Below are 26,222 nucleotides of genomic sequence, written 5' to 3'. Positions count from 1 at the left end.
TCGCGCACCGGATGAGGACCGTCCAACGCGCCGACCGCGTCGTCTTCCTGGACGGCGGCCGGATCGCGGAAGACGGCAGCCACGACGAACTGCTCGACCGCGGCGGCCGCTACGCCGACTTCTGCTCTGTGTCCGCGGCGACGGCGATGGGTGAATGAACCGGGTGCTGTAGTACCCGCCGAACATTCAACACGTCCGCTCCACAGCGGAAGGGGCGTTGTGGCCGGTACCGGCGGCTGAGGTTCTGCTCGCGTAGGTGCGACGCCGTGGACAGCATGGCGGAGCCGGTGACAGCCACCGTCGGTCATGGCCGGATGTATTTTTGGGCCTCATCTGTCCCGCCCGTTGCCGGGGGTGGCGCACAGCGCGTGGTCGACGAGGTTGCTGGCGGCTCGCTCCTGTCGGAGTGCGTTGTCGGGCGAGTCGTTCAGGGCGGTGGACATGGAGACGGTGACCGTGCGCCCGCCGTCGTCGGTGGCGCCGTTCAGGGTGATGTAGCCGCCGTCGCCTCCTTCGTGACTCCAGTAGCTGCCGCCGCAGGACAGGGGCCGCTCGACCAGGCCGAGGCCGTAGCGTCCGTGGGGCCAGAACACCTGGATCTCCTTGCTGACCGGGACGGTGTTCCGCATCTCGGCCAGCCGTGCCTGGGGCAGCAGCTCGCCGCTGAGCAGGGCCTGGAAGAAGCGGTTGACGTCCGCGGTGGTGGAGACGTAGCTGCCGGGGTCAGGGAGGATCACGTTGGTGACATCGACTCGTTCGCCGGAGGGGAAGACCTGGTAGCCGTTGGCGTGTGGACTGCGGAGTGTGGGGGTCCGGCCCGGCAGGTAGGTGTGGTCCATGCCGAGCGGTTTCAGGACCCGGTTCTCGACCTCCTGGTGCCAAGGGCGGCCTGTGATCTTCTCGATGATCATGTCGAGCAGGACGTAGCCGGTGTTGGAGTAGCTCCACCCGGTGCCGGGCGGGAAGTCCGGGCGGTGCCTCATCGCCAGCGCGACGATCTGTTGGGGCGTGTAGGTGTCGTACCGGCGCTCGTAGTACTCGTTCGGGGTCGTGTAGCCGGGGAGGTCGTCGTCGTGGATGCCGCTGGTGTGCTGGAGGAGCTGACGGATGGTTATCCGGCGTCCGTCGTTGCCGTTGCCGTCCACCGAGCCGGGCAGCCAGCGGTCCACCGTGTCGTCGAGCTTCAGCTTGCCCTCGTCGACCAGTTGCAGGACCACGGTGGCCACAAGCGCCTTGCTGGTGCTGGCCATCCGGAAGTAGCCGCTGCCGGACACCGGACGGTTCGTGCCCGCTTCGGCGACGCCGCTGATGGTGACCAGGTCCCGGCCAGGGACGGTGGTCACCCGTGCCTGGACGCCGGTGACCCCCAGCGCCCGGATGGCGTCGGTGTCCCGGCGCAGATCGTCCCGCCCGTATCCGGGCATGGTCGCTTCGTGCCCGTCGGCCGGCCGCTGGACGGCAACGGCAGCGCCGGCAGTGACGAGGACGGCCGCAGCGGCGGCCAGCCACCGTTTGCCGGTGCGGCGGTGCTGCCGATCGCGCTGGTTGGACTGGTTGGGCCGGTCGGGCAGGGGAGCGTCCGGGTGGTGCGGCGCGGCGGCAGGGCTCGTGGATGTCATGCCCCCACGCTAGGTAGGCACCTGGTGGCGAGTCGCTACCACGCACTCCCGTATGAGAGGTACAGCCAGCTGTAGTGCCGCACGGTCGCTTGTTATCTAGGGTGCATCACGTGGGGCCTCCCACCATCCTTCTGTACGACAAAGGGAAAGCGAGACAGGTGCTCGGCATACCCCCCGCCGCCCGCGCATGGTGGCTCAGGACGTGGTGCAGCGGACGCTATCTGCTGGGCACCTTGGTGGCCGCGACGGTGACGCTCGCCGCGGCGCCCCTGCTGTGCGTTCCGTCGCTGGCACAGCCTTGGACGGAGCAGCATCGCCGGCGTGCCGGCGCGCTGCTGGGGCAGTCGGTCGAGCCGCGCCCGCGTGCCGCCCGCCGCAACCTTGCGTGGCTCGTGACGCAGGTGGTCACCGGTCTGCCGACGGGGGGCCTGGGCCTGATCTTCCTGGGCAGCCTGTTCCTCACTCCCGTCATCACGGTGTTGTGGTGGGCCTTTCCCACGGCCCCGTGGCTGCCCGTCATCAGCGTCCCCATCACCGACTGGGGCACCGCGCTGTCGCTCGGCCTGGTCAACCTGGTGGTCCTGGCGGGACTCGCCGCCATCGGCCTCCCGCCGCTCGCCCGAGCGCACGCCCGGTGCTGCCTCGCGCTCCTGGCGCCATCGCCCGCGGAGCAACTGGTCGAACGCGTCACCGAACTCACCCGAACGCGTACGGACGTCCTGCAGGCACACAGTGCGGAACTCCGCCGCATCGAACGAGACCTGCACGACGGCACCCAGGCCCGGCTCGTGGCCATCGCGATGCGGCTCGCCGTGGCCGGCGAGAGCTTCTCCGACAACCCGGACGCGGCCGCCGTTCTCGTACGGCAGGCCCACGCCGAGACCGAGGACGCGATGACCGAGCTGCGCTCCGTCATCCGCACCATCTACCCCCCGGTGCTGGCCGACCAGGGTCTCTCCGGAGCACTCAGCACCCTGTCCACCAGGGCCGGGGTGCCGACCCGCATCGACATCGGCCCGCTCGGTGAGATCCCCGCGGCGGTCGAGGCGGTCGCCTACTTCGCCGTCACCGAGGCACTGGCGAACATCGCCCGGCACAGCCGGGCCACCCACGCCTCGGTCCGTGTCACCCGCAACGGCGCGCTGCTCCGCACGGAGATCGCCGACGACGGGACCGGCGGAGCGGACGCCGCCCGAGGGTCCGGCCTGGACGGAATGCGCCGCCGCGCGGCCGCTCTGGACGGCACCATGAAGATCAGCAGCCCGCCGGGCGGGCCGACCGTCATCACCGTGGAGCTGCCGTGCGCGTAGTGATCGCCGAGGACAACGTCCTGCTGTCGTCCGGGCTTGAGCTCCTGCTCAACTCCCAGGGGTTCGAGGTCGTCACGATCACGGCCGACGCCCCCGGTTTCCTCACCGCCGTCGAGACCCACCGGCCGGACGTCACCATCGTGGACGTGCGGCTGCCCCCGACCTTCCGCGACGAGGGCATCCGGGCCGCGGTCCAGGCCCGCCGCGACCATCCCGGACTTCCCGTCCTGGTCCTGTCGCAGTACGTGGAGCAGGAATACGCGGGGCGCCTCCTCGCCGACGCCCGGGGCGGCATCGGGTATCTGCTCAAGGACCGGGTGAGCCGCATCGGGGAATTCACCGACGCGCTGCGCCGCGTGGCCGCAGGCGGCACGGCGATGGACCCCGAGGTCATCGCGCAACTGCTCGCACAGGGCGACCCCGTCGATGCCCTGACCGCGCGCGAGCGCGAGGTTCTCGCGCTGATGGCCGAGGGGCACGACAACGCGACCATCGCCGGCCGGCTCGTCATCACCGACAACGCCGTCCACAAACACATCGGCAACATCTTCCTCAAACTCGGCCTGTCGGTCGGCGACAGCGGCCACCGCCGCGTCCGCGCGGTCCTGGCCTACCTCCGCCGCCACGGCGGTACGGCGCTCGACCCCACGTCAGCCTTCCCCGTCAGGGGCGGGGGAGCGGGGTGAGCAGGTCCGGCGGGGTGGGGGTTTCTGTACGTACGGCCGCGCGTCCTTCGCTCTCCTGCGTGCCCGTGTCCACCCTCCAGCGGCGATCAACCCCGGCGGGCGGCCACGATCGCGAGGGTGGCCCACACGCTCACCCCGACGAGAACCACGGGCCACCGCCGGCCCTGTCCAGCGATACAGGTCCTCGCCGAGGTGTGCGAGCCCGGAGGCGATTTCTTCACCGGGAGTGTTGTGATCCGCCGCGTTGTTCCTGCCCTTGCAGTCGTGTGCAGTGCTGCGTGTGCCTGAGTACGCGTACTCAGGCACACGGTGTCCGCTCCGGGGTCCGTGCCGTGCTGGGCAGTGCCGCAGGTGGTTCAGGTTGACGTTGTGGTGAGCGCCTTGCTGTCGGACGGGCGGCCATTGTGCCTGCTGCCGGGCCGCCTTCTACAGGCCGAGGGACAGCAGGACCGTGACGGTCGGCGGGACCGGCGCGATCCATCCCGCCCATCGGCCCGCCGTGCGCAGGGCGGGGTGTCGCTGGGACAGGCGGAAGGCCACCGCGAGCAGCGGGGTGGCCGTCCAGGACGCCCACCAGCAGGCCGTGACGACCGCTACGGTCCCAGGGTGAACCTCGGCGGCCATTTGGGCCAGGCCGCCGAAGAGCAGGGCCACGGGGATCAGGGCTATCGCCAGGGTCGTGGTCCACATCAGCACCCCGTCGGTGGCCGAAGTCCCGTCGGTGCGGTCGGCGGTCGGGGCGGGAGTTGTCTCGTCCATGGGTACAGCCAATCGGCTCCGGCGCCGGTTCGACTGCGCGGGCGTACTCAGGGTCGGCCGATTTTTGTACTCATCGTGCCCAGGGGCCGGTACTGAGCGCTGTACCTGGCCGCACTGTTGCGGGACCCTCGCCGCCCCAGGCGCCGGCGTACCGCGAACGGGTCGGCCATCTCGCCGCCCGCGTCGAACCGGGCCCCAACTCCGGGGGCATGTCCCGCGTATGACGCCATCACAGGGTCGGCCTGACCGGCGATGAGCCGACGGCCGTCGAGTGGAGCGCTCTTGGACGCAGGTCCACCGGGCGGCCGGCGTCGAGACGGTGGTCCGCTTCACTGGCCGGATGCTCGCTACGACCCCAGAAGCAGCGGGGGCCGCCGGAGGCGTCTCGGCCTGGCACGTTCCTGACGGGTGGCGAGGCCCGGAAGTCCGACGTGGTCCCTGCGGGAGCGTGACCGTCTCGGCGGTCGGCCGCCTCGTCCGGGTTCGCATCATGGTTCGACTTGGCGCAGACGAGGGTGTGTTGGGCCGGACGGGTGGACCGGCTGTGGCGGCGTTCGCATGCGCTGGCGGCCGTCGGCGTCCTTGGAGTCTTATGGGCTGCGGCCGGCCCGCCGTGTTCCCGCCTACCGTGCACCGGCCGCCCTGGAGATCGGCGGGAGGAGATGTGGACCGGCATGAACGAACACGCGCGCATCGACGTCCATCACCACGTGATCCCGCCCGACCGCAGTCGCGCGATCGCCGACCGCGCCGCTGCCCTCGGCTGGCCGGTGCCCGCCTGGGACCGGCAGAGCGCGATCGCGATGATGGACCGCCGTTCGATCGCCACCGGCATCCTCTCGTACGCCGCTCCGCTTGGGCCTCCTGACGACCTCGAGGGGGCCCGCGCCACGGCCCGGGACGTGAACGAGTTCACCGCGGAGCTGGTGAAGGACCGCCCCGACCGGTTCGGTAACTTCGCCGTTCTTCCCCTGCCGGACGTGGACGGCGCGCTCGCCGAGGCCGCCCACGCCTTGGACGAGCTGGGTGCCGACGGCGTGATGGTCTTGTCCAACGCCCACGGGCGCTACCTCGGAGACCCGGAGTTCGAGCCGCTCTGGGCCGAGCTGGACGCGCGCGAGGCTGTGGTCCTCATTCACCCCACCGCGCCGCCCGGCGCGATGGTCCCGGGCCTGCCCAGCCCGCTGGTGGACTTCCCGTACGACACCGCCCGCACCTCCCTGCACCTGGCCGTCGCGGGCGTCCCGGGCCGGTACCCCCGGCTGAAGATGATCCTTCCCCACGCGGGCGGCTTCCTGCCGTACGCCGCCCACCGCTTCGCGGCCGCGGCCCGGTTGCGTCCGGACACCGCTCCGGAGGACCTCCTGGCCGAGTTGCGGCGTTTCTACTTCGACACCGCGTTCTGCGCGGGCCCCGCCTCGCTGCCCTCGCTCCTCGCCTTCGCCGAGCCCGGACACGTCTTGTACGGCAGCGACTTCCCGATGGTGCCCGAGGACTGGTGCAGCGGCTTCGACGACGGGCTGGACGGCTACCCGCACTGGGAGGACGGACAGCTGTACTCGATCCACCGAGGCAACGCCGAGTTCCTCTTCCCCCGTCTCGCACGAGCCTGACCGCCTCGGGCCAGGTCACCACCGCCGTCGTAGCTTCTCCTCGAAGCGTGCTGAGGAGCGCACCGGAAACTCGCGGAGCCGCTGGAACGCATCGAGGGGGACGGTGTCTCCGCCAACTCGATCACCAGCACCGGCCCACTCACGGCTCGGACCCTCGCCTGCGAGGCGAGGCGGGACGCGTGGTCGACTTGGCTCAGGCCGCGAAGTCCGCCCGATGGTCCTCGGCCCATTGGGCGAACGTGCGCGCCGGACGGCCGGTGATCTTCTCGACCGTCGGTGTGATTTCGGGCTCGGAACCGACCGTCGCCGCGAAGGACTTCAGGATGGCCCGCACCATCTGCCGTGGCATGTGAGGGAAGAAAGCGGCTTCTGCCTCGTCCACGGGAACCTCGACGTAGGTCAGGTCCCGGCCGAGTACCCGTCCAATGGTCGCGATCTGCCCTGCGTTCGTCGTCGCTTCGGGCCCGGTGAGCCGGTGGACGGCACCATCGTGGCCCGCGTCGAGCAAGGCACGCTCGGCCACCGCGGCAATGTCGTCCTCGTGGATCGGCGCGGTGACGGCGCCGGCGAAGGGGCCGTGCACGGTGTCGCCCGCGCTGATCTGCGGAGCCCACTGGAAGGCGTTGGTGGAGAACGCGTTGGGCCGTAGGAAGGTCCATTCCAGGCCACTGTCCCGGACCAGTTGCTCGGCCCGCGCATGCGCTATGTGGATCGGATGGGTTTCGTCGGCGCCCTCCTGGATGATTCCGGAGGAGAGCATGACGACGTGCCGTACGCCGGCGGCGCGGGCCTTGTCGAGGACGGCGCGGGTGCGGTCGCCGGTGGCCTGCACATGGAGGAAGAGCTTCGACGCTCCTTCGAACAGCCCGGCTGACTCGAGGCGTGTCGCTTCAGCGCCCGGGGGAAGCGCGGCCCGCTCCGGATTGCGGCTCACCGCCCGCACGGACTGCCCTTCCGCGACGAGCCGCCCGACAAGGGCACGGCCGACGTTCCCTGTGGCACCGGTCACTACGATCACTGGTCTCCTCCTTGGCCTCGGGCCTCGGGCCTGGGGCTTGGGGCTTGGGGCTTCGGGTTGATCATCCTCAGCCGTCTCGACCCTAGGAGGAGTGACCAATCCGCCGCATCGGCGGAGAGGACCAACCGCGCCTACGTCCCGAGGCCTACGCCCTCACCGCCCACATCGTGTCCCTGCGGTCGAGTGACGCCTGCTCCCCGATCGCGCAGCCCGGACGGACACGGGCGATCTCATCGCGCCTGACGAAGGGTAGGTTCCCGGCTGCAGGGCGTCGGGACACGGAACGTGACCGATGGGGCGCTGTTCGTCGCGATCATCTACGTACTGGTCAGCGGCTGCGCCTGGCGAGCGTTGCCGCCGTACTGCGGGACATCGAAGTCCGCCGACCGCCGCCGACCATTGGCCAAACCGGTACATAAAAGGATGTACCGACGATATCCTCTCTCGCGTCGATTCGGTGATCTTCGCAGGTCCCTACGGTTTTTCGTATGGCATCACCGAACGGTCAGACCGGAACACAAGACATGCCGGCGTGGCGGACAATCGCCACTCCGATCCTGTTCGCCGTGGCCCTTCCGCTGGTCGTCTTCTACGTTCTGCGGTCGCAGGGGGTCAGCCAATGGCTGGCACTGACGCTCAGCGGGGCGGTCCCGGCGGTGCGCATGGCTGTCGAGGGCGCCACGCGGCGTCGTGTGAACAGCTTCGAGGCATTTATGATCGGCATGCTGGCGGTGCGCATCGTTACGTCGCTGCTCACCGGCAGTCCCCGGGTCATCCTCGTCAAGGACGCCGGACTGGCGGCGGCTGCCGGGCTCTGGATCCTGGGCTCGCTTCTCGTGGCGAAGCCCTTCGCCTTCCAGGCCGGCCAGTACTGGCACGGGCCCACCGCTGCGCGCACCCGGGAAGCGGCTTGGAGTATCTCGCCGGCGCTGCGCAGCGGACTGACCCGGCTGACGGTCCTGTGGGGATGCGCCCAACTGCTGGACTGCGGTGCGGGAGTGCTCGTCGCCCTGCTGCTTCCGGTGGAGGCGGTCCCGGCACTCAACCGTGCGAAGGGACTGGCGCTGCTGTGCGCTGTCGTCCTCATCACCGTCTCCTACAGCCGCCGCTACGGGCGGCGGCACGCACTGTCCCTCTTCGGTCCGGCACCCCTGATCACCAGAAGGAAAGGCTGATCACCATGAATCTCTATCGGACCAGGCCAAGGGGCCTGCGGCCCCCGCATCCCCCGGCGTCCGCGACCCCAGGCTCTGCGCGAGACGCACGCGGAACTGCGGCGTCTGGCCGCGTTCGACTCGAACGCGGCCAGACGCCGCCACCCCATGCCTGCACTCTCCCGAGCTGTACGCAGGGAGGTCGAACGGATCGGCAGGCGGGAGTGGCATTCGGGTTCGTTCTCCGCGAACCACGTCCGAAGCCACTGAGGCAGGTCGGTCACGTTGGTCTCCCTCAATCTGCCAACGGCTGCGGTGTCATCCTCGCCGAACTCGATACCCGCAAACCTCACAAGATCAGCGACAGAGCCAGGGCACATGCACGGCCTTCGTGCCATCGAGGGCCGTCCGTGACCGCCTCTGTCCGGTGGGCTGCGAGGAAGCCATGGCGTCAAGGGCGTCCGAGCGTCTCCAGGCCGCAGGGGCAGGCTGTGCTACGAGGCATCGAGCTGCTGGGCATGGTGAGGTCAGAGGGAACTGGTCGGCGGCCCAAGGGCCTTACGTGCGGCGGCGAGTACGTCCGCGTCCTCATCCATCGTGAGTCGTTCGAGTGCGGCGCGGGCTTCGGAGGACGGCCTTCGAGCAAGCGACCATGCGGCCGAGTACCGGACCCGGGGGTCGACGTCGCCGGCGCGGGCCACCAGGATGGCGGTGACAGTATCGTCGCGTGACGAGTGGAGGGCCGCCACGGCTGCGCTCCTGACCTCGGGCGCGGCATCTTCTGTGCCGGCGATCAGAATGGCCAGGGCCTGTGTGGGATCTCCCGCACCGAAGATGGTGCCGAGGGTGTTCATCACCTCGGCGCGCACCCGCGGCTCCGGGTCGGAGGCCGCGTCAGCGATCAACCCGAAGTACGTGGTCCCGCCGAAGTCGATGACGCTCAGGCCCCAGAGACCGACCAGCCGCGTGCCAGGGTCGTCCGAGGCGACGTGGTCCAGGACCAGCCTGAGCGAGGTCTCGGGCCAGGCGTCCAACAGGTCGAGGACATCGAGCTGCAATGTGTCCCCGTCGTCGTTGCGATCACTCACCATTGCGCGCAGCAGGGCGGGCAGGGCCTCTTCGCCACATGCACCTGCCAGGATGTGGGCCAGGAGGTCGCGGGCGAGGGAATCGTCCGCGTCGACGTAACGGGCGAGCCGTTGCTCCAGCTCCGGCCGCAGGAACGCGGCCGCCGGTGTCCGCAGCTGTTCCACCAGGCGCTCGAACCGACGGCGTGCTCCGGGCCCGCGCTCGACGTCCACGTCGAGCCGCGCGTCCAAGTCGCTCAATCCGTGCCGCAGCGCCGCGCGCTGCGCCTCGTCCCCTGCTCCACCAGCCCCGGCCATGCCGCTCACCCTACGGAGGGTGTCATTGGCCACCTGACCCGGGAGCGTCATGCTGTGGGCTGTTTGACCGGCTCAGCGACACTGCCTATGACGCCGACGACGAGTGCGTTGCCCCTGGCGAACGCCGTTACGGCGACGGCCTGCCAGCAGGCTGACACGCCTCATCGACCCTGCCCCGCTCGAGCACCAAGACCGGAGCCGAGGTCTGCGGCGAGGTCCTTCTCTCCCGTGCCCAGCGGCGCCTGACCACGCCCCAGCAAGACACCGACTATGTCCGCCGCGCGCTTCGCGATCTGCGCGCTGAATGCCTGGTCGGTCGGACCCGCCGAGCGCAGCAGATCTGCTGGTACCGCACTTTCGCCGGTGCGGCGCGTGGCCGGCGCGGGCGAAGACCACCGTTCAGCGGGCGCGCTGCCACCGGCACGGTGAGCGCGGTTCCCAGGCCGGGCCCACCTCCTGCCCGCGCCCCTGGCGGGGAGATTTCACGAGGGCTGCTGCGTGCAGCACGGCAGGCCGCACAGAGGGGGCTCCCACCCCGTCACGACAGCAGTGATTCACCAGGGGTTTGTGCGGGCGGTCACGGGCCCCGAAGCCTGCTTCCGGCCCCGGCCCGGACTGCGACCCTGAGGTGACCCCGAATCAGTCTCCGCCCAGAGTAGGGTCGTTGTCCGGGTGATCACCTATGGTGGCGGCGCAGGTGCGGGCGGCAGGGTTGAGCCATGACAGAGCGCGCAGCAAGACTCACCCGGTTCTCCTTCGTCGCGGCCCCCGTTCTCCTCATGGTCTACGGGTCCATCCGCCTCCTGGCGGAGGGGTCCAAGGAGCCCGGCGCCGCGTGGGCCACCGGCCACTTCGCCTTCCTCTTCGGGGTGTTGCTTTTTGGGGTGGCCTGCGAGGGGGTGCGCCGCATAGCGGCTGCTTCCGGTGGACCGGCCCGGCGGCGGGTGGCCAGGGCGGGGGCGATTGCCGGGCTGGTGGGCGTGACCGCGGCCGCCGCTCAGGCCGTGATCGACCTGTACGCGGGATTCCGGTCCGCCGACAAGCCGGAGATGCAGGAGATCTTCGCCCAGGTTCAGGGCGTTCCCGGGGTGATGCCGGCCGTGTACACCGTCGGGCCGGTCTTCCTCTACCTGGGGATGATCACGCTGCTCGCCACGCTCAGGGGTCCGGGTGCCGTGCGCTCGCTGGTGATCTTCGTGCTGGGCACGGCCGCGATGGCGACGAGCCTGGACCTTCTGCCGCTCGGCGGGCTCTGTTACCTTCTGGCCTTTGCGCCTCTGCGCCGTTGCGTGCCGGGCCCGCACGGATCGGGCACCCCTGCTCCGGTGCCCGTCGGCAGCGGCTCGGCCTGACCTCGGCACCCGGCGTTCAGCCGGCGCGCCGTCGGCCGGCGACCCGGCCCTGCGGCTCCACCGGGACCACCGACCTGACGTGATGCCCGGGTTCCAGCACGGGGGTCCGGCGGCGCCGCGGATGGCTGGGGTCCATGGCCGGCCCTGGCGGCCTCGGGGTAACGGCGCCACTGCCGGTGGCGGCTACGACGCCTCACCGCCCCTGTGAGGCCGTCCTGTCATGGACGGCTCACAAGCGGGTGCTCAGCGTCCCCGGCTCTTCGTTCCCGAAGCTGCGGCGAAGTGGCAACCGCTGTGGCGTCCCCGGCCCGCCTGGCCGGGATCCGTTGGCGAACTCGTCGACATGGATGGCCGAACGACTCCTGCACGTGCGGGCGGCTCATTCCCGGTCGCGGTGGGCCACCAGTGCCCGAAGGAGGCCCGGGAAGGCTTCGTCGATCTCGTCGCGGCGCAGTGCGTTCATACGGGAGGTGCCCGCGTAGTACTGGCGGATGAGGCCGGCCTCGCGCAGCACGTGGAAGTGGTGGGTTGCCGTGGACTTGCTGACCGGCAGGTCGATCGTGCCGCAGGCGAGATCCTGGCCGGTGGCGTACAACTCGCTGACGATCCGGCGGCGTACCGGGTCGACCAGGGCCTCGAGCACCTGCTGAAGGCCAATCGTCCGGATGTCGGGGTGGGGCGGGATGCGGCCCCCCGCGTTGTGTCGTGTTGTTGCCATCGATCGTCGACCTCCCGCGCACAGAGTACGGTACCCATCAAAGTATGACGGGCATCAAAGTTTGACACGTATCGTACTTTGCGCTTGAGTGAGACGCGGCGACGCGGCCTTCGCGTCGCCGTCACCGATCGAAACGGGGGTGTGTGATGGCCAGGACGGTGCGGTTCCACGAACACGGCGGGCCGGACGTGCTGCGGCTGGAGGATGTGGAGGTCGGCGAACCCGGCCCTGGTGAGCTGTTGATCCGCGTGGACGCGATCGGCCTCAACCGTGCCGAGGCGCTGTTCCGCAGCGGCCACTACATCGAGCCGGTCAAGGAGTTCCCCGCCCGGCTCGGCGCCGAGGCCGCGGGAGTGGTCGAGGCCGTCGGCGCGGATGTGACGGGTTTCGAGGTCGGCCGGCCGGTCAGTGTGGTGCCCGCGTTCTCGATGAACGACTACGGCGTCTACGCCGAGCGCGCGATCGTCCCCGCGACCGCGGTGGTGCACCGCCCCGAAGCTCTCGACGCGGTCGAGGGCGCGGCGGTGTGGATGCCGTACCTGACGGCCTACGGGGCGCTGGTGCAGGTCGGCGGGATGCGTGCCGGGGACACGGTCGTGCTGACCGCCGCGTCCAGCAGCGTGGGCCTGGCAGCGATCCAGATCGCCAACCGTGTCGGAGCGGTGCCCATCGCCACCACGCGCACCGGCGCCAAGAAGGACGCGCTGCTCAAGGCGGGGGCGGCCGAGGTGATCGTCACCGACGAGGAGGACATCGCCCGGCGCGTGCTCGGCCTGACGGACGGACGGGGCGCCGATTTCGTCTTCGACGCCGTCGCCGGCCCCGGCGTGGTGGACCTGGCCAAGGGGGTCGCCCCCGGCGGCACGCTGTTCCTGTACGGGGCGCTGAGCGGCCAGGCGACCCCCTATCCGGGGTTCGAACTGGGCATGCCCGCCCTGAACATGCGCACCTACACCGTCCACGAGACGACCGCCGATCCGGAACGGCTGCGCAGGGCGGAGGCATTCGTCTCTTCCGGTCTGCGCACCGGCGCCTTCCGGCCTGTCGTGGACCGCACCTTCGGCCTGGACGAGATCGTCGAAGCACACCGCTATATGGAGGCGGGCGCTCAGGTGGGCAAGATCGTCGTGACCGTCGACCACTGACGATCTCACCGGTTCTGCCGCCGGCCGCGTGTCCGTCTCGGGCCGGACTTGGGCCGTTCGTACGGCGGCGGCAGAACTCAGCGGTGTACTTCGCGCGTGCGCCGCCGGCAGCAACCGCCCCGTCGTCGGCACTGCTGATCTCGACGCCGAGCAGCTGCCGCGCCGCCGGGTCCACGGCGCGGACCACGACGACTCCGACCCGGCCCGCGGCGTGGCCGTACCCACACCGAACGGGTCGGCGGTCCGCCGGGCGGGCTGCGGCTCGACGTCACAGGCTGGGCGCTGGAAGAGGTCGCACGGAGCTCGGGCAGTGGCCCGGAGGCCGGGCGTTGTACGATCCTCGCCCCGGCGGGACGGGCCACTTCCATTGGTCCGGCGATACGCGCTGATCGACTCCGCGCGCAGAGCCCGCGTAGGGAAGGGCAGTTCGGATCCGTATGCGGACAAGCCCAAGGTGCCTCTGGAAAGCCGCCCTCGAACGGAGGCTTGCCCACCCCCTGCCCGAGTGCTCGATGAGGTGTGGATGGCTCCCTCCCAACGCCCGCCGTGTAGTCCGCACCGTGTGGCGATGGACGAGCGCATGGTGCCGGACGAGCTGCGGGAGCTGTTCCAGCGGGGGGCCTGCCTGCTCCTGGTGGCCGCAGGCCGGCGGTTGGCGCGGGTACGGGGATCGCGAGGTGCTGGCCACGATCACCTTTGCTGCCACGGCAGGCTGCGCCTGCCGGCAGTTGCCGCCAGTCTTCGGCCCGTCAGGGCCCGGCCAAGCTGCACGCGGACAGAGCCCAGAACTACGGCTGCGACCACCTGCGCCGATGGCTGCGCAAGCGCGGTATCCGGCACCGCATCGCCCGCAAGGGCATCGTGTCCTCCACCCGGCTGGGCCGACATCGCTGGACGATCGAGCGCACAGTGTCCTTGCTGGGCGCCCGTCACCTCACCATCCCCGCGGCGCAGGGCGCAGGGCCTCGCCAAACGTTGATCAAACCGTTCGATCCGGTGAACCTGGCCGAGCAGCCCCAAAGTAGTGTCCGTTCCATGACCGCCCTTGATGCCCTCGTACACCTATGCCCGCCGCCCGCCGAACCGCCGCGCGCGGTGGACTGGGCGCAGGCCGAGCGTGCCCTGGGCGCGGCTCTGCCCACCGACTACAAGCAGCTCGTCGAGACATACGGCGACGGCATCTTCGACGACACGATCTGGCTGCTCGTCCCCGACTCCGCCTACAACGACTGCGACCTGCACGAGCAGACGACGGAACGGGACGAGATCCTGGCCGGCCTGTGGGAGTACGAGGACAAGCCCGCCGGCCTGATGGAGGCGGGGGCGCGGGTCCTGCCGTGGGCGTTCGAGGAGGGCACGGGGGCCTTCCTGTACTGGCTGGCGCGGCCCGGGCAGCACCCCGACGAGTGGACCGTGCTCTACAACGAGGGGCGCGGCCCGCTGTGGGAACACCACGACATGGGGTGCCTCGCCTTCCTGCTCGCGGTACTCACAGGAACGGCGGAAACGGAGTACTTCGGCTACCTCTACGAAGACCTGAAGCTGACGGAGCACCGCTTCGCGACGGCCGACCAGACCCTCGGAACGTCCCGGCAGTGACGCCGTCGACCGCGATCGACGACCTGCGGGGTGTCTCGCGCGGGCGAGTGGGATGCGCGCCGCTGCCCGCTATGCCTCGGACTTGCCCTGCCCCGGAGCGTCTTCACCACGGACCGCCTCCCCTTTCACGCGGTCCAAGGCGCCCCAGCCCCAGCCCCAGACTTCGACGAGATCCGAGCCGGGCCCGGCACCTGCATCCTGAACGCGGACTTGGCGAATGGTGCCGACCGGAGCGCTCGGTCACAGCAGCGCTCCGGCTACCCAGCCACGGCCGCTTCTTGTGACGCCGAGACGAGAGCCGCTTCAGCGTCCGACGAATGCCCAGGTGGGTGACCTGGTTCGAGGCTGCGTTCGAGTCGGAAGGGGGCAAAGGCCGACGGCGATAGGTCAGGCGTTCCACCACTCGTCGGTGCCAGAGCCGACCTCGAAGTGCCACCATCCCTCCACCTGCCCCCGTGCCAGAAGAGCCTTGATCGCGGCGAAGTCCGCACCTGCCGGCACGGTGAAGGCCACCATGGGGAAGTCCTCGCTGAAGACCTCGCCGCCGAGCCCGAACCTCGAAAGTTGCTGATGGACGGCCTGTGGGCTGCGTCCCAGGGGGCCAGTGCGTACAGGCACAACACGGATCGTGCAGTTACCGGAGGGGCTGACCTGCCCGACAGCCCAGTGGAGCCCGTCGGAATCGGTCCGGTACCGCACCACGTCGCCCTCGGCCACCCCGTCCTGCAGAAAGGGGATGTTCTCCACACTCGCCGTGTCATCGCTCAGCTTCGTCGCCCACAGACCCTCGGTGTCCTACGGGAACCACCCCTCACGAGGCACGAACCGGAACCAGATCTTGATCTTCTCAGTCACACTCTCCATGGCGGCCATCATGCGCTGACCTGCAGCGCCGCCCTGCACTGGGTCCGAGCCAGGTGCTCAACCGGCGCTGTTGTGGGACAGGCGGAGGTCAAAGGACCAGCTGAGTCCGGGCGTGGCGGGTCCCGGGCGTGCAGCGCCCGGACTTGGCTGAGACGCCGGGAGCCGCAGCGTCTCTCCTGAGCCCGGGCAGTCGTTTCTTGGGACCTCCCGCTGCGCCCGGTGACGGCTGGAGGGGTGCCCGTAGACTCGCGCGCCATGGAAGAGATCTTCAGGCTCGGTGAGATCAGTTGCCCGTCGGGGACCCTGGTCATCGTGGACGGCGGCCATCTGGGGTTGTGGAGCGGACAGCGGTCGCCGGCGGAGATCGATCCCGCCCTGCTCGGCATCGACGACCCGGCGATGGCTGCCGAAGTGCTCGACTTGGTCGACTTTGCCGTGATCGGACCGGATGCCCCGGCAGCGGTCCGCAGCTTCGACCGGCAGCCAGGCGCCATGATTCATGACTTCCCGGCCTCCCGGGCAGCGGAGCTTGGGGCGATGTTCGCAGAACACTGCCGCGCCGCTGGCCTGGACGCTCGCTTGGAGGCGTTGCCGAGCCGCGAACCGCATGCCCAACGTGTGCGCCGGACCGCCGCTGAAGGTGGCGGAAGCTTCCTGATGTTCGGGGTGCCTGTCGTCGCGGTGGGCGGGGTGCCCCGTGATCGTCACTTGCCGGTGCTGGCTTCGCGGGTCGACTTCGTCGACGGTGTCGGGCCGCGTTGGTCCGAGATATCGGTTCGGATGAGCGACGCCCAAGCGGAGTCATCCGTGCAGCTGGGTGACGTCGGCGTCGACTGGGCCCGGGTGCTCTTCGGCGATGCCGATGCCCTGAATGTCTGGCAGCACAACGAGCCGGTGGACGGCTCGGCCGACGTCGCGTTCTGGGGTGCTGCCGCGGACGAAGCCGCCTCGACGTTCGCGGCACCGGAACTGGGCGAGCCGGGCGAGGACGGTGTCCGCGGGTGGACCGGGCTGGCCATGTCGGAGGCGATCGAGAAGGCTCGCGCTGTACAGAGCTGGAAGGAGGAGACCGGGCGCCGCATGATGGTGGACTTCCGGCCGCACTCCCATCACTGGCAGGTCATGCGCCAGGTCCGCGCCTCCGAGTTCGAGGCTGGAACCGTGGATATCGGTGACGCCCGACTGCTCTGCGCGATGACCACCTGGGGCGACGGCTACTTCCCCGTGTCGGCCGACTTGGATGCATCCGGTGCCGTGGTCGCAGTACGGGTGAGCTTCTCCGACACGATCGAGTAGCCGTTGCGCCTCCGTGGAAGTTCGGGCTGTGAGGCGCGTCGACCGGCCATGCGCCCCGGGGCTGAGCGCGACGACTGCGGCCTGGACGTCCCACTCGATCCGGAGCCCGGACTGCGGAGATCAACCGTCACGTGGAGCGCCTCATCACCGAGGACACCACGGGCGCCCGCGCGGCCGGTATGGCCGCCGTGGCTGGAGCACTCCAACCTCACCGTCGCCTGCGCCGTGGCGGTGATGTACCTGAACGCCAGCGGCATTCCGGTGCAGGAGCCCGCGCCGTCGCGCGTGCGAGCCGGCAGTCTTCCACCCGGGGAAATGCGGGGTGGAGGCTGCATCTGGGGCTGGCCAGGGCCAAGGGATTCTCATCGCTGTATTTCCCTCGCCTCGGCGACCTTCCGCGCCATCGCGGCGACCTGTGGCGGAAGGTGGTGGTCCAGGTCAGCCCTTCCCGGCGGGAGCCGTCAGCATCGCGGTGAGCACCGTGACCAGCTCCCTTTCGTAGCGCTGCTCCCGCACCGGAAGCGGACGTCCCTCCTGTACGTGGCGTGCGCGGTCCGCGAAGGCCGCGCCGACCAGCATCACCATGAGCTCCACCCGCTCCCTGGCGATGTCCTCCGCCACACCGCAGTCTCGCTCGAGCCGCTCGGCCACCCGCTCGAACAGCCGCCACAGCACGCTCCCGTGCAGCGTCGCGTGCGGCTCGCCGTTGCGGAAGCCGGTCTCGTGGGCGAGCTGTCCGACGATGCGCAGGCAGTAGCGCCCGCTGTCGTCCGCCAGTTCCGAGGCCTCCGCCGCGACGTATGCCCGGACCAGCTCCACGAGCTCGGCGGCGTCACCGAGTTGCGCGAGCGCCGGCGCCAGCAACCCCTCCACCCTGCTCTGATGCTCTGCCAGCACCGCCCGCAGCAGGCCCGCTCGGGAGCCGAAGTGGTAGTGCACCGCCGAGGCGTTCGCCTGCCCCGCCCGTTCAGTGATCTCCCTGGTGTTCGCGCCGTCCACTCCGCGCTCCGCGAACAACCGCTCGGCGGAGCGGAGCAGAAGAAGCCGAGTCGGCGCCGCACCGGGTCTTGTCGTCGTGGCCACGGACCGATATTAATCGACTCCATTACTTAATGGCTCTCATTACCGACGACGAGCAAGAGATGAGGAGTGCCCATGATGCGGCTGGGCATGATGGCCCCCTTCGTGGACGGGCTGATCACCTCCGGCGGCTTCCTGCGCGATCTCGCCGGGACCCTGGAGGAGTGCGGCATCGAATCCCTGTGGACGGTCGAGCACGTGGTCGTCGCCGAGGAGTACACACCGCTGTACCCCTACGCGCAGAACGGACAGATGCCCACCGCGCCCGGCGGCGTGCTGCCGATGCCGGACCCGCTGGAGACCATCGCCTTCCTGGCGGGTGCCTCCCGCACGCTCCGCTTCGGGACGGCCATGGTCGTCGCCCCGCTGCACAGCCCGGCGGTCCTGGCCAAGCGAGCGGCCACCATCGACCTGCACTCGGGCGGGCGGCTGATGCTGGGGCTCGGCATCGGCTGGCAGAAGGAGGAGTACGCCGCCGTCGGCGTGCCCTACCAGGCGCGGGGCGCGCGCCTCGACGAGTGCATCGAGGCCATGCGGGCGCTGTGGTCGCAGGCCCCGGCGAGCTTCGACGGGAGGTACGTCTCCTTCGACCGGGTGCACTGCACGCCGCAGCCCGCGTCGGGCTCGGTGCCCATCGTGCTCGGCGGCAACAGCGACGCCGCCGTACGACGGGCCGGGCGCTGCGGCGACGGCTGGTTCCCGTACACCATCGGCGCCGAGGACTTCGCCCGCCAGGCCGAGCTGCTGCGCGGCTGCGCCCAGGAGGCCGGGCGGCCCGAGGACGCGGTGGAGCTGACGGCCTGGCCCGACTCCTGCGACCGGCAACGGGCCTGGGCCGACGCCGCCTGGATGAGGGAGTACGTCCGCGCCGGGGCCACGCGCCTGGTGATCTCGCCGCCGGGCGGCGGCCCCGACGGCCTGCGTGGTCCCCGTGGACTCGACAGGCTGCGGGCACACATCGCCCGCTACCGCGACGAGATCCTGGAGAAGCTGTGAGGCCTGTCCGGCTGACCGACCGCGTCGTGGCGCCGCTGGACCGGGCCGATGACTGGCTGGACCGTTGGGCGGTCGCCTACCTTCCCCGTGCCCGGTCGCGCGGCATGACGCCGACCGGGGTGTACCGGGCACATGCCGGCCCCGACACGATCGAGCTGACGGTGGTCTGGACGCTGCCGCACCCGTACGCCTTCTACGCGATGCGCTCCGCGGCCAACGTCGATCCGCAGGTCGCGGAGTTCTGGGCCTACACCGACGCCCTCGCCATCGAGCGGGACCGCCGGGCGAGTGAGTTGCTGGAGGAGTACACATGCCCCGCTGGGTGATCCTGGCCCCGAAACCCGTACACCTGCCGACCGTGAGGGCCGAGGCGGATCTGCCCGGCAGCTCCGGCGGCCTGGGCGCGAACGGTGACCTGACAGCAGATCACCTCGACATGGACGCCCCGGACATCGAGGCCGTCCCGCTGGCCCCCGTGGCCTCCCGCCATGTCGAACTGACCGGCCCGAGGGTCAAGCGCACCCTGCTGTTCACGATCCGCCCCGGCACCCCGCAGGCGAGCACGGCGCGGCTGGAGGCCGACCTGATGGCCATGCCCGACCACATCGCGACGATCCGCTCGTGGTCGCTCAGCCGGGTGGACACCGCCCGCGCCCCCTCGCGCTGGACCCATGTCTGGGAGCAGGAGTACACCGACGTCGAGGGGCTGACCGGCGCGTACCTCCTGCACCCGTACCACTGGAGCCATGTCGACCGCTGGTTCGACCAGGAGCTGCCGACCTCGGTCGTGCTGCCGCGCCTGGCACATGTCTTCCGCTGGTCCGAAGGCCCGGTCCTCACCCCTGACGAGGAGACCCGACGACAAGGCGCGCCGTCAGACTCGAATCCGCAGGTGCTGCGGCGAGCCGCAGACTGATACGGCGACAGGCGGCCGGCAAGGCTGGCGCGGCCTGGTCGCTTCGGCGCGTGTCGAGCCGCTCACCGCCCACCCCTGGCCAGGATTCCCGTTCGGTGCCTGAACGACGAAGCGGCCGCCGACGTACCGGGTCACCAGCTGCTCCTCGCCGCCAGGAGCTGCGCTCGCCGCCTGCGGGAGCTCGTTTCGCCGAGCCATGTTCCACCCCCGGCCACCAGGCGGGACGGCCGTTCGCGCGGAATGAGAGGGCCAGGAGCTCCTGCCGCAGCTCGTGGCCGGCGGTCCCGGCCGGAGGGCGGCTGACCAGCCGGCGGAGAGGCGGGTCCATCGCTGCTGCGGAACGATCAGGTCTTCGGGGAACTGCTGAGCAGCCCCGGCCCGGACTGCCGGGCGCTCATGGCGCGGCTGCCCGGGCGTGTGCCCGCGCCTGATGACGCAGCTCGAATCCGCCAGTCGGGCCAGACCCGGTCGGGGGCCGGAAAGGGTGGGAGTGCAGGCGGCACGACAGGTCGATCAGGCGCCGGCGGAGTGCGGTCGTGCCGACGTCGTCGGGTGTCTGTGCCAGCGCGTCGTAGGTGAGCAGCCATGCAGCCTGGAGCGCCACGAGGTCGTCGGGGAAGCGGAACGGGTTCACTCATTCATTGCAACACGTGTTCGAATTCCGAGGCCAGTCGGCACGCCTCGGAACCCGCTCGGCCTCTCCGGGCGCCCTGTGCCGGCAAAGGTTGATCGGTGACAGCAGAGTCTGAGTCGCCCGGGCCATGGAGGCGCTCATCGGCTGTGGAGCGGGCGGGGCGGGCGGTCGACTCTGTTCGTCAGAGCGCTATGCCCTTATTGCGCGGATACTCTGGAAAATGTGATCGAGTCTGGACGGCCGCGGCTCCGTCGGCGCTACGGCCGGGGGAAGCTTGTACGGCTGTCGCCGGTCATTCTGACCGTCGTGATCGCCAGCCTGGCCTACGCCACTCCGCCGGACATGGCCTTCAGTCGCCTCCTGCCCGCGGCGCCGGCCCTGGCCGCCGCCATGTGGCCGGTCCTCCCCACCGTCCTGCTCGGGACGGTCTGCCTCCTTCTGATGATCGGCCTCAGCCTGGTCTTCCCTGATCTGGGAACGTGGTGGACCGCCTCGGGGATCATCGCGGTCACCGTGGCCGCCGCGTACGGAAGCCATGTCCGGCTCCAGCGGGAGCGCACCCTCTTCCAGGTGCGGCTCGTCGCCGACGCGGCGCAACAGGTGGTGCTGAGCCCCATGCCGCGTCGCTTCGGGAACGTCGAGATCGAGTCGCTGTACCTCGCGGCCGCGGCGGAGGCCAGCATCGGCGGGGACTTCTACGAGGTGGTCGACACGCCATACGGGGTCAGGCTGCTCATCGGTGACGTGCGGGGCAAGGGCCTGCCGGCGGTGGGGGCGGCCGCGGCGATCGTCAACGCCTTCAGGGAGGCGGCCTACGGCGAGACCGACATGGTCGACGTCGCACGCAGGCTGGACGCGAGCAGCAGCCGTTACAACGCCGCCTTTCCCCCCGATGGGCCGATGGAGCGCTTCGCCACCGCCCTTCTCGCCGAGATCCCGCACGACGGCGGGCGTATCGACATCCTCAACTGCGGACACCCCCCGCCGCTGCTCCTGAACGGCGGGAAACTCCGTGTCCTCGAGCCCGCCACCCCCTCGCCGCTGCTCAGCCTCGCGGATCTGATCGGCGATCACTACAACGTCGACACGTTCGACTTCGCCCCCGGCGACCTGCTGCTCCTCTATACCGACGGGATCGCCGAGGCTCGCGCCCGCGACGGCGAGTTCTTCCCGCTGGCGGTCTGGATGCGTCGACAGCCCCCGACACCGCCCCGTGAACTGCTCACGGCTCTTCACCGCGACCTCCTCCGCTACAGCAGAGGACGCCTCGACGACGACATCGCAGCCCTCGCCGTACGCCTGCGTGAGCCCCGAGGCGCGGAGTCCCAGTGAGCGGCCCGCACCGATCAACCTCGAGGGAACACACTCAAGGTTCCGTACGTTCCTCTCCGGGACAGGGCGAGCCCTTCGTACGGTTGGCCCACCCAGGGGCGTCGGGCCTGTTCGGACGGAAGTGAGCCAACTGCGCGACGGCCTGTGGTTTCGCCGTGATCTCGGCACCGGCTTCCGTGAGAAGCGGCTGAGGGATAATGATGATCAGCCGTGCATGAGGCTGGGTGCAGGCTCGTGCCTGCGACGGCGCGATGATGTCCGTGTCAACTGGGGGAAAGATGCGTGTAGGGGTGTATCTCGCACACCCGCGGCCGGGGAGCTTCAACCATGCGGTTTTCGACGCCGTTGTGGAGGAGCTGCGCGGGCGGGGGGCCACGGTCTTGGCGCATGACCTGTGCGCTGAACGGTTCACACCGTTGCTGTCCGCCGATGAGACGGGGACGGTCCAGGCAGCGGCGCGCGCTCACGACGCGCAGGTGGAGCTGCACCGAACAGAGGTGGCCACGCTCGATGCCATGGTGTTCGTCCACCCGAACTGGTGGGGTATGCCGCCCGCTGTCCTGACGGGCTGGGTGCAGCGCGTACTTGCGCCTGGCGTCGCCTACAAGCTGGGTACCGCGGAGGGCGAACCCGCTGGGCTCCTGAAGGCGGGCAGGGCTCTCGTGCTGAACACTTCCGACACTCCCGCCGACCGGGAGGAGAGCGAGTTCGGCGACCCCCTGCAGAGCATCTGGGCGGCATGTGTCCTGCCGTACGTGGGGGTCTCCGATGTGCGCCGGGTCGTCTTCCGAACCGTCACCGACTCAGCCGATGAGGAACGCGTGGCCTGGCTGGTCCACGCACGCCAGCAGGCAGCCGCACTCATGGCCTGAAGCGGTAGCGAGCTCCGTGCACGTTCTCACGTACCAGGCTGTCCGGATTCACGCGTACACCGACACCTGCCGGCGTACGCGTGACCATGCCCGGCTACGTACGGATGAACGTGCCCGACCAGTGATGTGTTGAGGCTGGTGGATCGCGTCCTGGCCGCGGGCGCGACCCTGTGGCGGCGGTGGGCGGCCATCGCCCCCGACCTCGCCGGGCACGTCACGGCCGTCGGCCACGACCCGGACCCGGGCGGCTTCCGACCGGCCGGAATCGACGGCCTGGCGACGAAGTCCGCCTGAAGCAGAGGTCCACGGCATGACCGACGACGGCAGGCACACTGTGACGCCGCCCAGTGAACGGAGCTGACCGTACCCGCCGCCAGGCAAGCGTGTGAGCGCGACGGCAGGACAGCAAGCGGCGACACGTGGCACGGGGTGGGGCCGGACAGCTGATGGTGCCGGATAGCGTCGCGCGGGGCGGCCCGAAGTCCGGTATTGGCAGGGGCGGTTCATGTGGCAGGACTCGCGCTACCCGGCGACGAGCACCGCATGGACCGCGACGTCGGCGTCGGGCGCCGTCGCCACGCTCGGGCTTGCCGCGCTCCCCACGCCGACGGGTGACGGGTGATCAGGTCCCCTGGGTGCACGTGCAGCACCGGTCCATCCGGTCCGGTCGGGTGATCGGTGCCGCAGATCCGGCGCGCCCGCTCCATCGGCCGCGGAACAGGACACACACTTCACGAAGTTTTGTACGAATGCGTGCAGTGCGTTCCGTCTGCGTGCACAGTCTCATCGGAGAGCAGCGTGCCCGTCCTCTTCCGCAAGCGGATGCTTCTGCCGGCCGTCGTCGTTACCGCCGCCGCTGTCGTGGCCTCTCCCGCCGGTGCCGGCAACGCACTGGCGGACGCTGCGTGCTTCGATCGCGCGACGCAGCCCTACACCTCGGTGGTGGACAGTCATCTGCACTACCGTCCGTTCGGCGGCAAGGCCATCCCCTTCGACGAGGTCAACGACTACCTGCGCCAGAGCGGGGTCCGCTACGTCAACGTGTTCGGCATCGGCCAGAAGCTGCCCGCCGACTCCGACTGCACGTACTACCTCAACTGCCCCGGCACACCTGTGCTCCCGAGCATCAAGAACGACATCGTCAACGCAGAGAGCTACGTGGAGTCCAAGCCCGCCGACCCGCACCTCACCCTGTCGATGACCTCGTTCGACATCGCCAACCCCGAGACGATTCCCGACACGCTCGACATGTACGACCGGGAGTATCCCGGCCTGTTCCGCTGGGCCGGCGAGCTGAATCTGATCAAAGGCGCGCTGCTCCCCAACCATCACGAGCCGGCAACGTTCCAGGACATCGATGCCTGGGCGCCGCTGATGAGGGAGCTTCAGGCACGGGGCATCCCGGCTACCATCCACGCCGACCTGGGCACGGACGCCGAACCGACCAAGTACCTTGCCCTCTTCGAGCACACCCTGAGCCGCTATCCCCGTAACAAGATCGTCTGGGCCCACATGGGCCTGTCCAAAGAGCTCTCCACCATGGATCCCGCCCAGCACATCGCCGTCGTCAGCCGGCTGCTGGACCGGCACCCCAATCTGACACTGGACCTGAGCTGGCGCGTCCTGGAAGACCAGTACTTCAGCAAGCCCGGGGTACGCCAGCAGTACGCCGATCTGCTCGACGCCCATCCCACCCGCGCCATCCCGGGCACGGACTTCGTCGCATCCCGGGACAAGACCTACGCGGTGTACAAGGAAGAGCTGGAGGTCACCAGCCGCATCAACAAGGCACTCGGCGACGAGGCCTTCCGCGGCATTGCCCTGGGCGAGAACTACTTCCGCCTGCTCGGACTGGACGCCACCGCGCCCCCCGTCTGTGAATGAGGGAGGAGCGGAAGAGACTGACGCACCGCTCCGCGGACGGCTACCACCGCGCGCTTCCCGCCCATCGGCAGGCCGCACAGCCGCGCCAGGTGAACCCGGCCATCGCGCCGGCGGTGGAGCGGCAGACCGCCGCGATGCGCGAGCTCAGCCGCCGTGCCTTCCCCGGCGCGGCGACCGCGCCGCAGGATGTTCCGGCCCGATCGAGGACGCCCGCGATCAGCGCCGCCGCCGGGCCGCGGCGACCGAAGCCGCCGCGCTGCGCCGGACTCGCGGCGAGCGGGTCGGCCAGGGGACCGGCGGCGGCGCGTCTGCGTTCCGAGCATCGGCCTGACCGATCTGGTCCGGCTAGGGAAGGGGGCAGGTGAGCGGAAGGACGCGTTCGGTCAGCCGACCGCTGAGGTGGGTGTCGGTGACGAAGGCGTCGGTGAGCCAGTCCGCCGCGGTCAGCTGGTCCACCAGGTGCTGCAGCTCGCCGGGGTCCACGTCGCACCAGGAGGCGAGTGACCCCAGGACGAGGCCTTGGCCGTCGGGGCCGAGTCGCCCGTCGGTGCTGGTCCGGGTGGCCAGCGTCAGGGCGAACAGCCGGGTGCCGGCGGACGCTTTGGCCTTGCGGAGCTTCTTGTCCGAGACGATCTTCTGAGCCCACCCGCTGAGCTTGGGGCGCATCTTCTTGCCGAAGGTGAACGGGCCCGAACCGTCTTCGTGGGGGGCCAGGGAGGGGACGGTGATGGGGGTGGGGTTCTCCGGCCGGGAGGCGAGCAGGTCGCCGACGGTGCCGGGGATGCTCAGCCAGCCGGAGCCGGTCAGCTGCTCGACCAGGTCCTCCGGATCGGTCAGGCCGAGCGCGGTGACGTCCTGCCCGACCAGGTTGCCGGTGCCGGTGTGCGCGGTGCGCAGGGTCAGCATCACCACCAGCAGCCGTGCTTCCGGCCCGGGCAGCGGGGCGTGGTCGGCCACGTGAGCGAGGACGGCCCGTGCGTGCTCCCACTGCGTCGGCACGGTCAGCAGTCGGGCCACGGCCGGCCCGTCGCCGTCCGCACTGTGGCCGGTGCGCTGCTGGTGCTGGAGGCGGGCGGCGGCAGCGGCCTGCTCGGCGCGCTGGGCGTCCAGCCGCAACCGGGTGTCGCCGGTGACATCGGCCCAGGTGGTGAAGGCGCGTGCCTTGCGCTCGTGGAGGTCGGCGAGGAGCGCCAGGTCGGGCTCGGAGCGCTGCTGATAGGCGCGGAAGAGATCGCCGAGTTCGACGAGTTCGTCACGCAGGACGACGGGCCGCAGGTCGTAGGGGATGACCCGCTGCGCGATCTTCCTGTACGCAGGGCGGCGCCGCGTCGGCGCGGAGCGGGGAGCCGGCACCTCCCGCGGGCCGGCCGCCGGTGAGGGACGGTCGGAGAACTGCGGTGCGCCAGCAGGAGCGTTCGACGGGTGATCGGCCGTGGCCGGGCCGGCGGCGGCTGGGCTGGTGGTGGCCGGGCCGGTGGTGACGACCTGCAAGCCGGGCGTGGCGGCCGCGCAGCGTGAACAGCACTCCATGGCCTGCCACCAGCGCCCTCCCCGGTCGGTGACCACAGCCAGGACGACCGCCCCACCACACCGCCCGGGCTGGGCACGCTCATGCCGGTCGGTGGGAAGGATGTGCGTACGGCAGCCCTCGGCCCGGCACGCGCAGTACGCCTCGGCCCGAGGCCCGGAGGCCGCCCGCAAGTGGGCCTTCACGTGGGCGACCGCTGCCGCACGGCCGGCGGCCGCCGATGGCAGACGCTGCTCCGCACAGGAGGAGCGGCTGCACGAGACGCGCACCGCTGAACTGCCACGACCGCAAGGGTCCAGACGCACCGTCCACCTGCGCCCCAGCACCCGGCCATCCAGCTCGCTCGCCTTGGCCTCCGTCATCCTGTTCTTCCTCCATCCCGTGTCCCCACTGCCCTCACGTGCCCCCATCACGACGTACGGGGCGCGGCAGCGGGCCCACCGTACTCGGCAGGCGGCCCGA

The 26,222-nt window shown here is 70.3% G+C and carries 23 protein-coding genes and 3 pseudogenes; 17 read left to right on the top strand and 9 right to left on the bottom strand.

The genetic code is table 11. The annotated features are described in order from the left end of the window. Positions 1 to 329: 329 nt before the first annotated feature. Positions 330 to 1,619, bottom strand: a complete 1,290-nt coding sequence (locus ABT342_RS32430) for a serine hydrolase domain-containing protein (RefSeq protein ID WP_351581747.1) — start codon at positions 1,617 to 1,619, stop codon at positions 330 to 332. 158 nt (positions 1,620 to 1,777) lie between these two features. Between ABT342_RS32430 and ABT342_RS32425 the strand changes: the two genes are divergently transcribed. Then, on the top strand, positions 1,778 to 2,929 hold the full coding sequence (locus ABT342_RS32425) for a sensor histidine kinase (RefSeq protein ID WP_351581745.1): 1,152 nt from the start codon (positions 1,778 to 1,780) through the stop codon (positions 2,927 to 2,929). After that, positions 2,920 to 3,615, top strand: a complete 696-nt coding sequence (locus tag ABT342_RS32420) for a response regulator (RefSeq protein WP_351581743.1) — start codon at positions 2,920 to 2,922, stop codon at positions 3,613 to 3,615. The genes ABT342_RS32425 and ABT342_RS32420 overlap by 10 nt, the downstream gene beginning before the upstream one ends. A 426-nt stretch (positions 3,616 to 4,041) precedes the next feature. Here the strand turns inward: ABT342_RS32420 and ABT342_RS32415 are convergent, their stop codons facing one another. Beyond that, on the bottom strand, positions 4,042 to 4,374 hold the full coding sequence (locus tag ABT342_RS32415) for a hypothetical protein (RefSeq protein ID WP_351581741.1): 333 nt from the start codon (positions 4,372 to 4,374) through the stop codon (positions 4,042 to 4,044). A 674-nt stretch (positions 4,375 to 5,048) separates the two neighbouring features. Here ABT342_RS32415 and ABT342_RS32410 point away from each other — a divergent pair. Then, complete coding sequence (locus ABT342_RS32410) at positions 5,049 to 5,987, top strand: amidohydrolase family protein (RefSeq protein ID WP_351581739.1); 939 nt, start codon at positions 5,049 to 5,051, stop codon at positions 5,985 to 5,987. 193 nt (positions 5,988 to 6,180) lie between these two features. On the opposite strand, the gene ABT342_RS32405 is transcribed toward ABT342_RS32410, so the two are convergent. Continuing rightward, a complete protein-coding gene (locus tag ABT342_RS32405) occupies positions 6,181 to 7,005 on the bottom strand; it encodes an NAD(P)H-binding protein (RefSeq protein ID WP_351581737.1) in 825 nt (274 codons plus the stop codon). Between the two features lie 258 nt (positions 7,006 to 7,263). Between ABT342_RS32405 and ABT342_RS32400 the strand changes: the two are divergent. Then, positions 7,264 to 7,401, top strand: a pseudogene (locus tag ABT342_RS32400) (IS5/IS1182 family transposase); the annotation flags it as partial. A 92-nt stretch (positions 7,402 to 7,493) separates the two neighbouring features. Next, positions 7,494 to 8,180: a VC0807 family protein gene (locus tag ABT342_RS32395; protein ID WP_351581735.1), complete on the top strand. Its 687-nt coding sequence runs from the start codon at positions 7,494 to 7,496 to the stop codon at positions 8,178 to 8,180. Positions 8,181 to 8,686: 506 nt separating this feature from the next. Here the strand turns inward: ABT342_RS32395 and ABT342_RS32390 are convergent. After that, positions 8,687 to 9,544: a HEAT repeat domain-containing protein gene (locus tag ABT342_RS32390; protein ID WP_351581733.1), complete on the bottom strand. Its 858-nt coding sequence runs from the start codon at positions 9,542 to 9,544 to the stop codon at positions 8,687 to 8,689. Between the two features lie 719 nt (positions 9,545 to 10,263). Here ABT342_RS32390 and ABT342_RS32385 point away from each other — a divergent pair. Beyond that, positions 10,264 to 10,896, top strand: coding sequence for a hypothetical protein (locus ABT342_RS32385; RefSeq protein ID WP_351581731.1), 633 nt, complete (start codon positions 10,264 to 10,266; stop codon positions 10,894 to 10,896). 379 nt (positions 10,897 to 11,275) lie between these two features. On the opposite strand, the gene ABT342_RS32380 is transcribed toward ABT342_RS32385, so the two are convergent. After that, a complete protein-coding gene (locus tag ABT342_RS32380) occupies positions 11,276 to 11,614 on the bottom strand; it encodes an ArsR/SmtB family transcription factor (protein WP_351581729.1) in 339 nt (112 codons plus the stop codon). A gap of 146 nt (positions 11,615 to 11,760) precedes the next feature. Between ABT342_RS32380 and ABT342_RS32375 the strand changes: the two genes are divergently transcribed. The 3 genes and pseudogenes from ABT342_RS32375 to ABT342_RS32360 all read left to right on the top strand — a co-directional run bounded on the left by ABT342_RS32375 (position 11,761) and on the right by ABT342_RS32360 (position 14,358). Further along, positions 11,761 to 12,759 (top strand): zinc-dependent alcohol dehydrogenase family protein, encoded by a 999-nt coding sequence (locus ABT342_RS32375; RefSeq protein ID WP_351581727.1) that lies wholly within the window; start codon positions 11,761 to 11,763, stop codon positions 12,757 to 12,759. A 753-nt stretch (positions 12,760 to 13,512) separates the two neighbouring features. Next, a pseudogene (locus ABT342_RS38305) lies at positions 13,513 to 13,695 on the top strand (IS5/IS1182 family transposase); the annotation flags it as partial. Positions 13,696 to 13,794: 99 nt separating this feature from the next. Then, on the top strand, positions 13,795 to 14,358 hold the full coding sequence (locus ABT342_RS32360) for an SMI1/KNR4 family protein (RefSeq protein WP_351581749.1): 564 nt from the start codon (positions 13,795 to 13,797) through the stop codon (positions 14,356 to 14,358). Positions 14,359 to 14,745: 387 nt separating this feature from the next. On the opposite strand, the pseudogene ABT342_RS32355 reads toward ABT342_RS32360, so the two are convergent. Next, positions 14,746 to 15,234, bottom strand: a pseudogene (locus ABT342_RS32355) (DUF4265 domain-containing protein). A 243-nt stretch (positions 15,235 to 15,477) separates the two neighbouring features. Between ABT342_RS32355 and ABT342_RS32350 the strand changes: the two are divergent. Further along, on the top strand, positions 15,478 to 16,518 hold the full coding sequence (locus ABT342_RS32350; RefSeq protein ID WP_351581725.1) for a hypothetical protein: 1,041 nt from the start codon (positions 15,478 to 15,480) through the stop codon (positions 16,516 to 16,518). A gap of 438 nt (positions 16,519 to 16,956) precedes the next feature. On the opposite strand, the gene ABT342_RS32345 is transcribed toward ABT342_RS32350, so the two are convergent. Continuing rightward, a complete protein-coding gene (locus ABT342_RS32345; protein ID WP_351581723.1) occupies positions 16,957 to 17,601 on the bottom strand; it encodes a TetR/AcrR family transcriptional regulator in 645 nt (214 codons plus the stop codon). 72 nt (positions 17,602 to 17,673) lie between these two features. On the opposite strand from ABT342_RS32345, the gene ABT342_RS32340 reads away from it, so the two are divergent. From ABT342_RS32340 to ABT342_RS32330, 3 genes are read left to right on the top strand one after another with little or no spacing between them, the layout of a single operon-like run. Beyond that, positions 17,674 to 18,594: an LLM class F420-dependent oxidoreductase gene (locus tag ABT342_RS32340; protein WP_351581721.1), complete on the top strand. Its 921-nt coding sequence runs from the start codon at positions 17,674 to 17,676 to the stop codon at positions 18,592 to 18,594. Next, on the top strand, positions 18,591 to 18,920 hold the full coding sequence (locus tag ABT342_RS32335) for an NIPSNAP family protein (RefSeq protein ID WP_351581719.1): 330 nt from the start codon (positions 18,591 to 18,593) through the stop codon (positions 18,918 to 18,920). Before ABT342_RS32340 ends, ABT342_RS32335 begins: the two co-directional genes overlap by 4 nt. Next, positions 18,905 to 19,510, top strand: coding sequence for a Dabb family protein (locus ABT342_RS32330; RefSeq protein ID WP_351581717.1), 606 nt, complete (start codon positions 18,905 to 18,907; stop codon positions 19,508 to 19,510). Before ABT342_RS32335 ends, ABT342_RS32330 begins: the two co-directional genes overlap by 16 nt. Before the next feature lie 394 nt (positions 19,511 to 19,904). Here ABT342_RS32330 and ABT342_RS32325 read toward each other — a convergent pair whose 3' ends face one another. Continuing rightward, positions 19,905 to 20,144: a DUF8825 domain-containing protein gene (locus ABT342_RS32325; protein ID WP_351581715.1), complete on the bottom strand. Its 240-nt coding sequence runs from the start codon at positions 20,142 to 20,144 to the stop codon at positions 19,905 to 19,907. A gap of 222 nt (positions 20,145 to 20,366) precedes the next feature. On the opposite strand from ABT342_RS32325, the gene ABT342_RS32320 reads away from it, so the two are divergent. The 4 genes from ABT342_RS32320 to ABT342_RS32305 all read left to right on the top strand — a co-directional run bounded on the left by ABT342_RS32320 (position 20,367) and on the right by ABT342_RS32305 (position 24,232). Beyond that, the gene (locus ABT342_RS32320; protein WP_351581713.1) at positions 20,367 to 21,476 is read left to right on the top strand and encodes a PP2C family protein-serine/threonine phosphatase; all 1,110 of its coding nucleotides are present in this window, start codon (positions 20,367 to 20,369) and stop codon (positions 21,474 to 21,476) included. A gap of 290 nt (positions 21,477 to 21,766) precedes the next feature. Further along, the gene (locus tag ABT342_RS32315; RefSeq protein WP_351581711.1) at positions 21,767 to 22,348 is read left to right on the top strand and encodes an NAD(P)H-dependent oxidoreductase; all 582 of its coding nucleotides are present in this window, start codon (positions 21,767 to 21,769) and stop codon (positions 22,346 to 22,348) included. 138 nt (positions 22,349 to 22,486) lie between these two features. Beyond that, positions 22,487 to 22,642, top strand: coding sequence for a hypothetical protein (locus tag ABT342_RS32310; protein WP_351581709.1), 156 nt, complete (start codon positions 22,487 to 22,489; stop codon positions 22,640 to 22,642). A gap of 504 nt (positions 22,643 to 23,146) precedes the next feature. Beyond that, the gene (locus ABT342_RS32305; RefSeq protein ID WP_351581708.1) at positions 23,147 to 24,232 is read left to right on the top strand and encodes an amidohydrolase family protein; all 1,086 of its coding nucleotides are present in this window, start codon (positions 23,147 to 23,149) and stop codon (positions 24,230 to 24,232) included. 345 nt (positions 24,233 to 24,577) lie between these two features. On the opposite strand, the gene ABT342_RS32300 is transcribed toward ABT342_RS32305, so the two are convergent. Continuing rightward, complete coding sequence (locus ABT342_RS32300; RefSeq protein ID WP_351581707.1) at positions 24,578 to 26,122, bottom strand: hypothetical protein; 1,545 nt, start codon at positions 26,120 to 26,122, stop codon at positions 24,578 to 24,580. Positions 26,123 to 26,222 lie beyond the last annotated feature (100 nt).

The organism is Streptomyces sp. NPDC000410 (assembly GCF_040300305.1).
Taxonomy (GTDB): domain Bacteria; phylum Actinomycetota; class Actinomycetes; order Streptomycetales; family Streptomycetaceae; genus Streptomyces.
This window is presented reverse-complemented; position numbering and strand designations above follow the sequence as displayed.

What these genes read in the sequence shown, in the direction of transcription:
- ABT342_RS32350 (WP_351581725.1), top strand. Translation starts at nt 15,478, where the DNA reads ATGGAAGAGATCTTCAGGCTCGGTGAGATCAGTTGCCCGTCGGGGACC.
- ABT342_RS32300 (WP_351581707.1), bottom strand. Translation starts at nt 26,122, where the DNA reads ATGACGGAGGCCAAGGCGAGCGAGCTGGATGGCCGGGTGCTGGGGCGC.
- ABT342_RS32330 (WP_351581717.1), top strand. Translation starts at nt 18,905, where the DNA reads ATGCCCCGCTGGGTGATCCTGGCCCCGAAACCCGTACACCTGCCGACC.
- ABT342_RS32360 (WP_351581749.1), top strand. Translation starts at nt 13,795, where the DNA reads ATGACCGCCCTTGATGCCCTCGTACACCTATGCCCGCCGCCCGCCGAA.
- ABT342_RS32410 (WP_351581739.1), top strand. Translation starts at nt 5,049, where the DNA reads ATGAACGAACACGCGCGCATCGACGTCCATCACCACGTGATCCCGCCC.
- ABT342_RS32395 (WP_351581735.1), top strand. Translation starts at nt 7,494, where the DNA reads ATGGCATCACCGAACGGTCAGACCGGAACACAAGACATGCCGGCGTGG.
- ABT342_RS32380 (WP_351581729.1), bottom strand. Translation starts at nt 11,614, where the DNA reads ATGGCAACAACACGACACAACGCGGGGGGCCGCATCCCGCCCCACCCC.
- ABT342_RS32430 (WP_351581747.1), bottom strand. Translation starts at nt 1,619, where the DNA reads ATGACATCCACGAGCCCTGCCGCCGCGCCGCACCACCCGGACGCTCCC.
- ABT342_RS32415 (WP_351581741.1), bottom strand. Translation starts at nt 4,374, where the DNA reads ATGGACGAGACAACTCCCGCCCCGACCGCCGACCGCACCGACGGGACT.
- ABT342_RS32390 (WP_351581733.1), bottom strand. Translation starts at nt 9,544, where the DNA reads ATGGCCGGGGCTGGTGGAGCAGGGGACGAGGCGCAGCGCGCGGCGCTG.
- ABT342_RS32375 (WP_351581727.1), top strand. Translation starts at nt 11,761, where the DNA reads ATGGCCAGGACGGTGCGGTTCCACGAACACGGCGGGCCGGACGTGCTG.
- ABT342_RS32340 (WP_351581721.1), top strand. Translation starts at nt 17,674, where the DNA reads ATGATGCGGCTGGGCATGATGGCCCCCTTCGTGGACGGGCTGATCACC.
- ABT342_RS32385 (WP_351581731.1), top strand. Translation starts at nt 10,264, where the DNA reads ATGACAGAGCGCGCAGCAAGACTCACCCGGTTCTCCTTCGTCGCGGCC.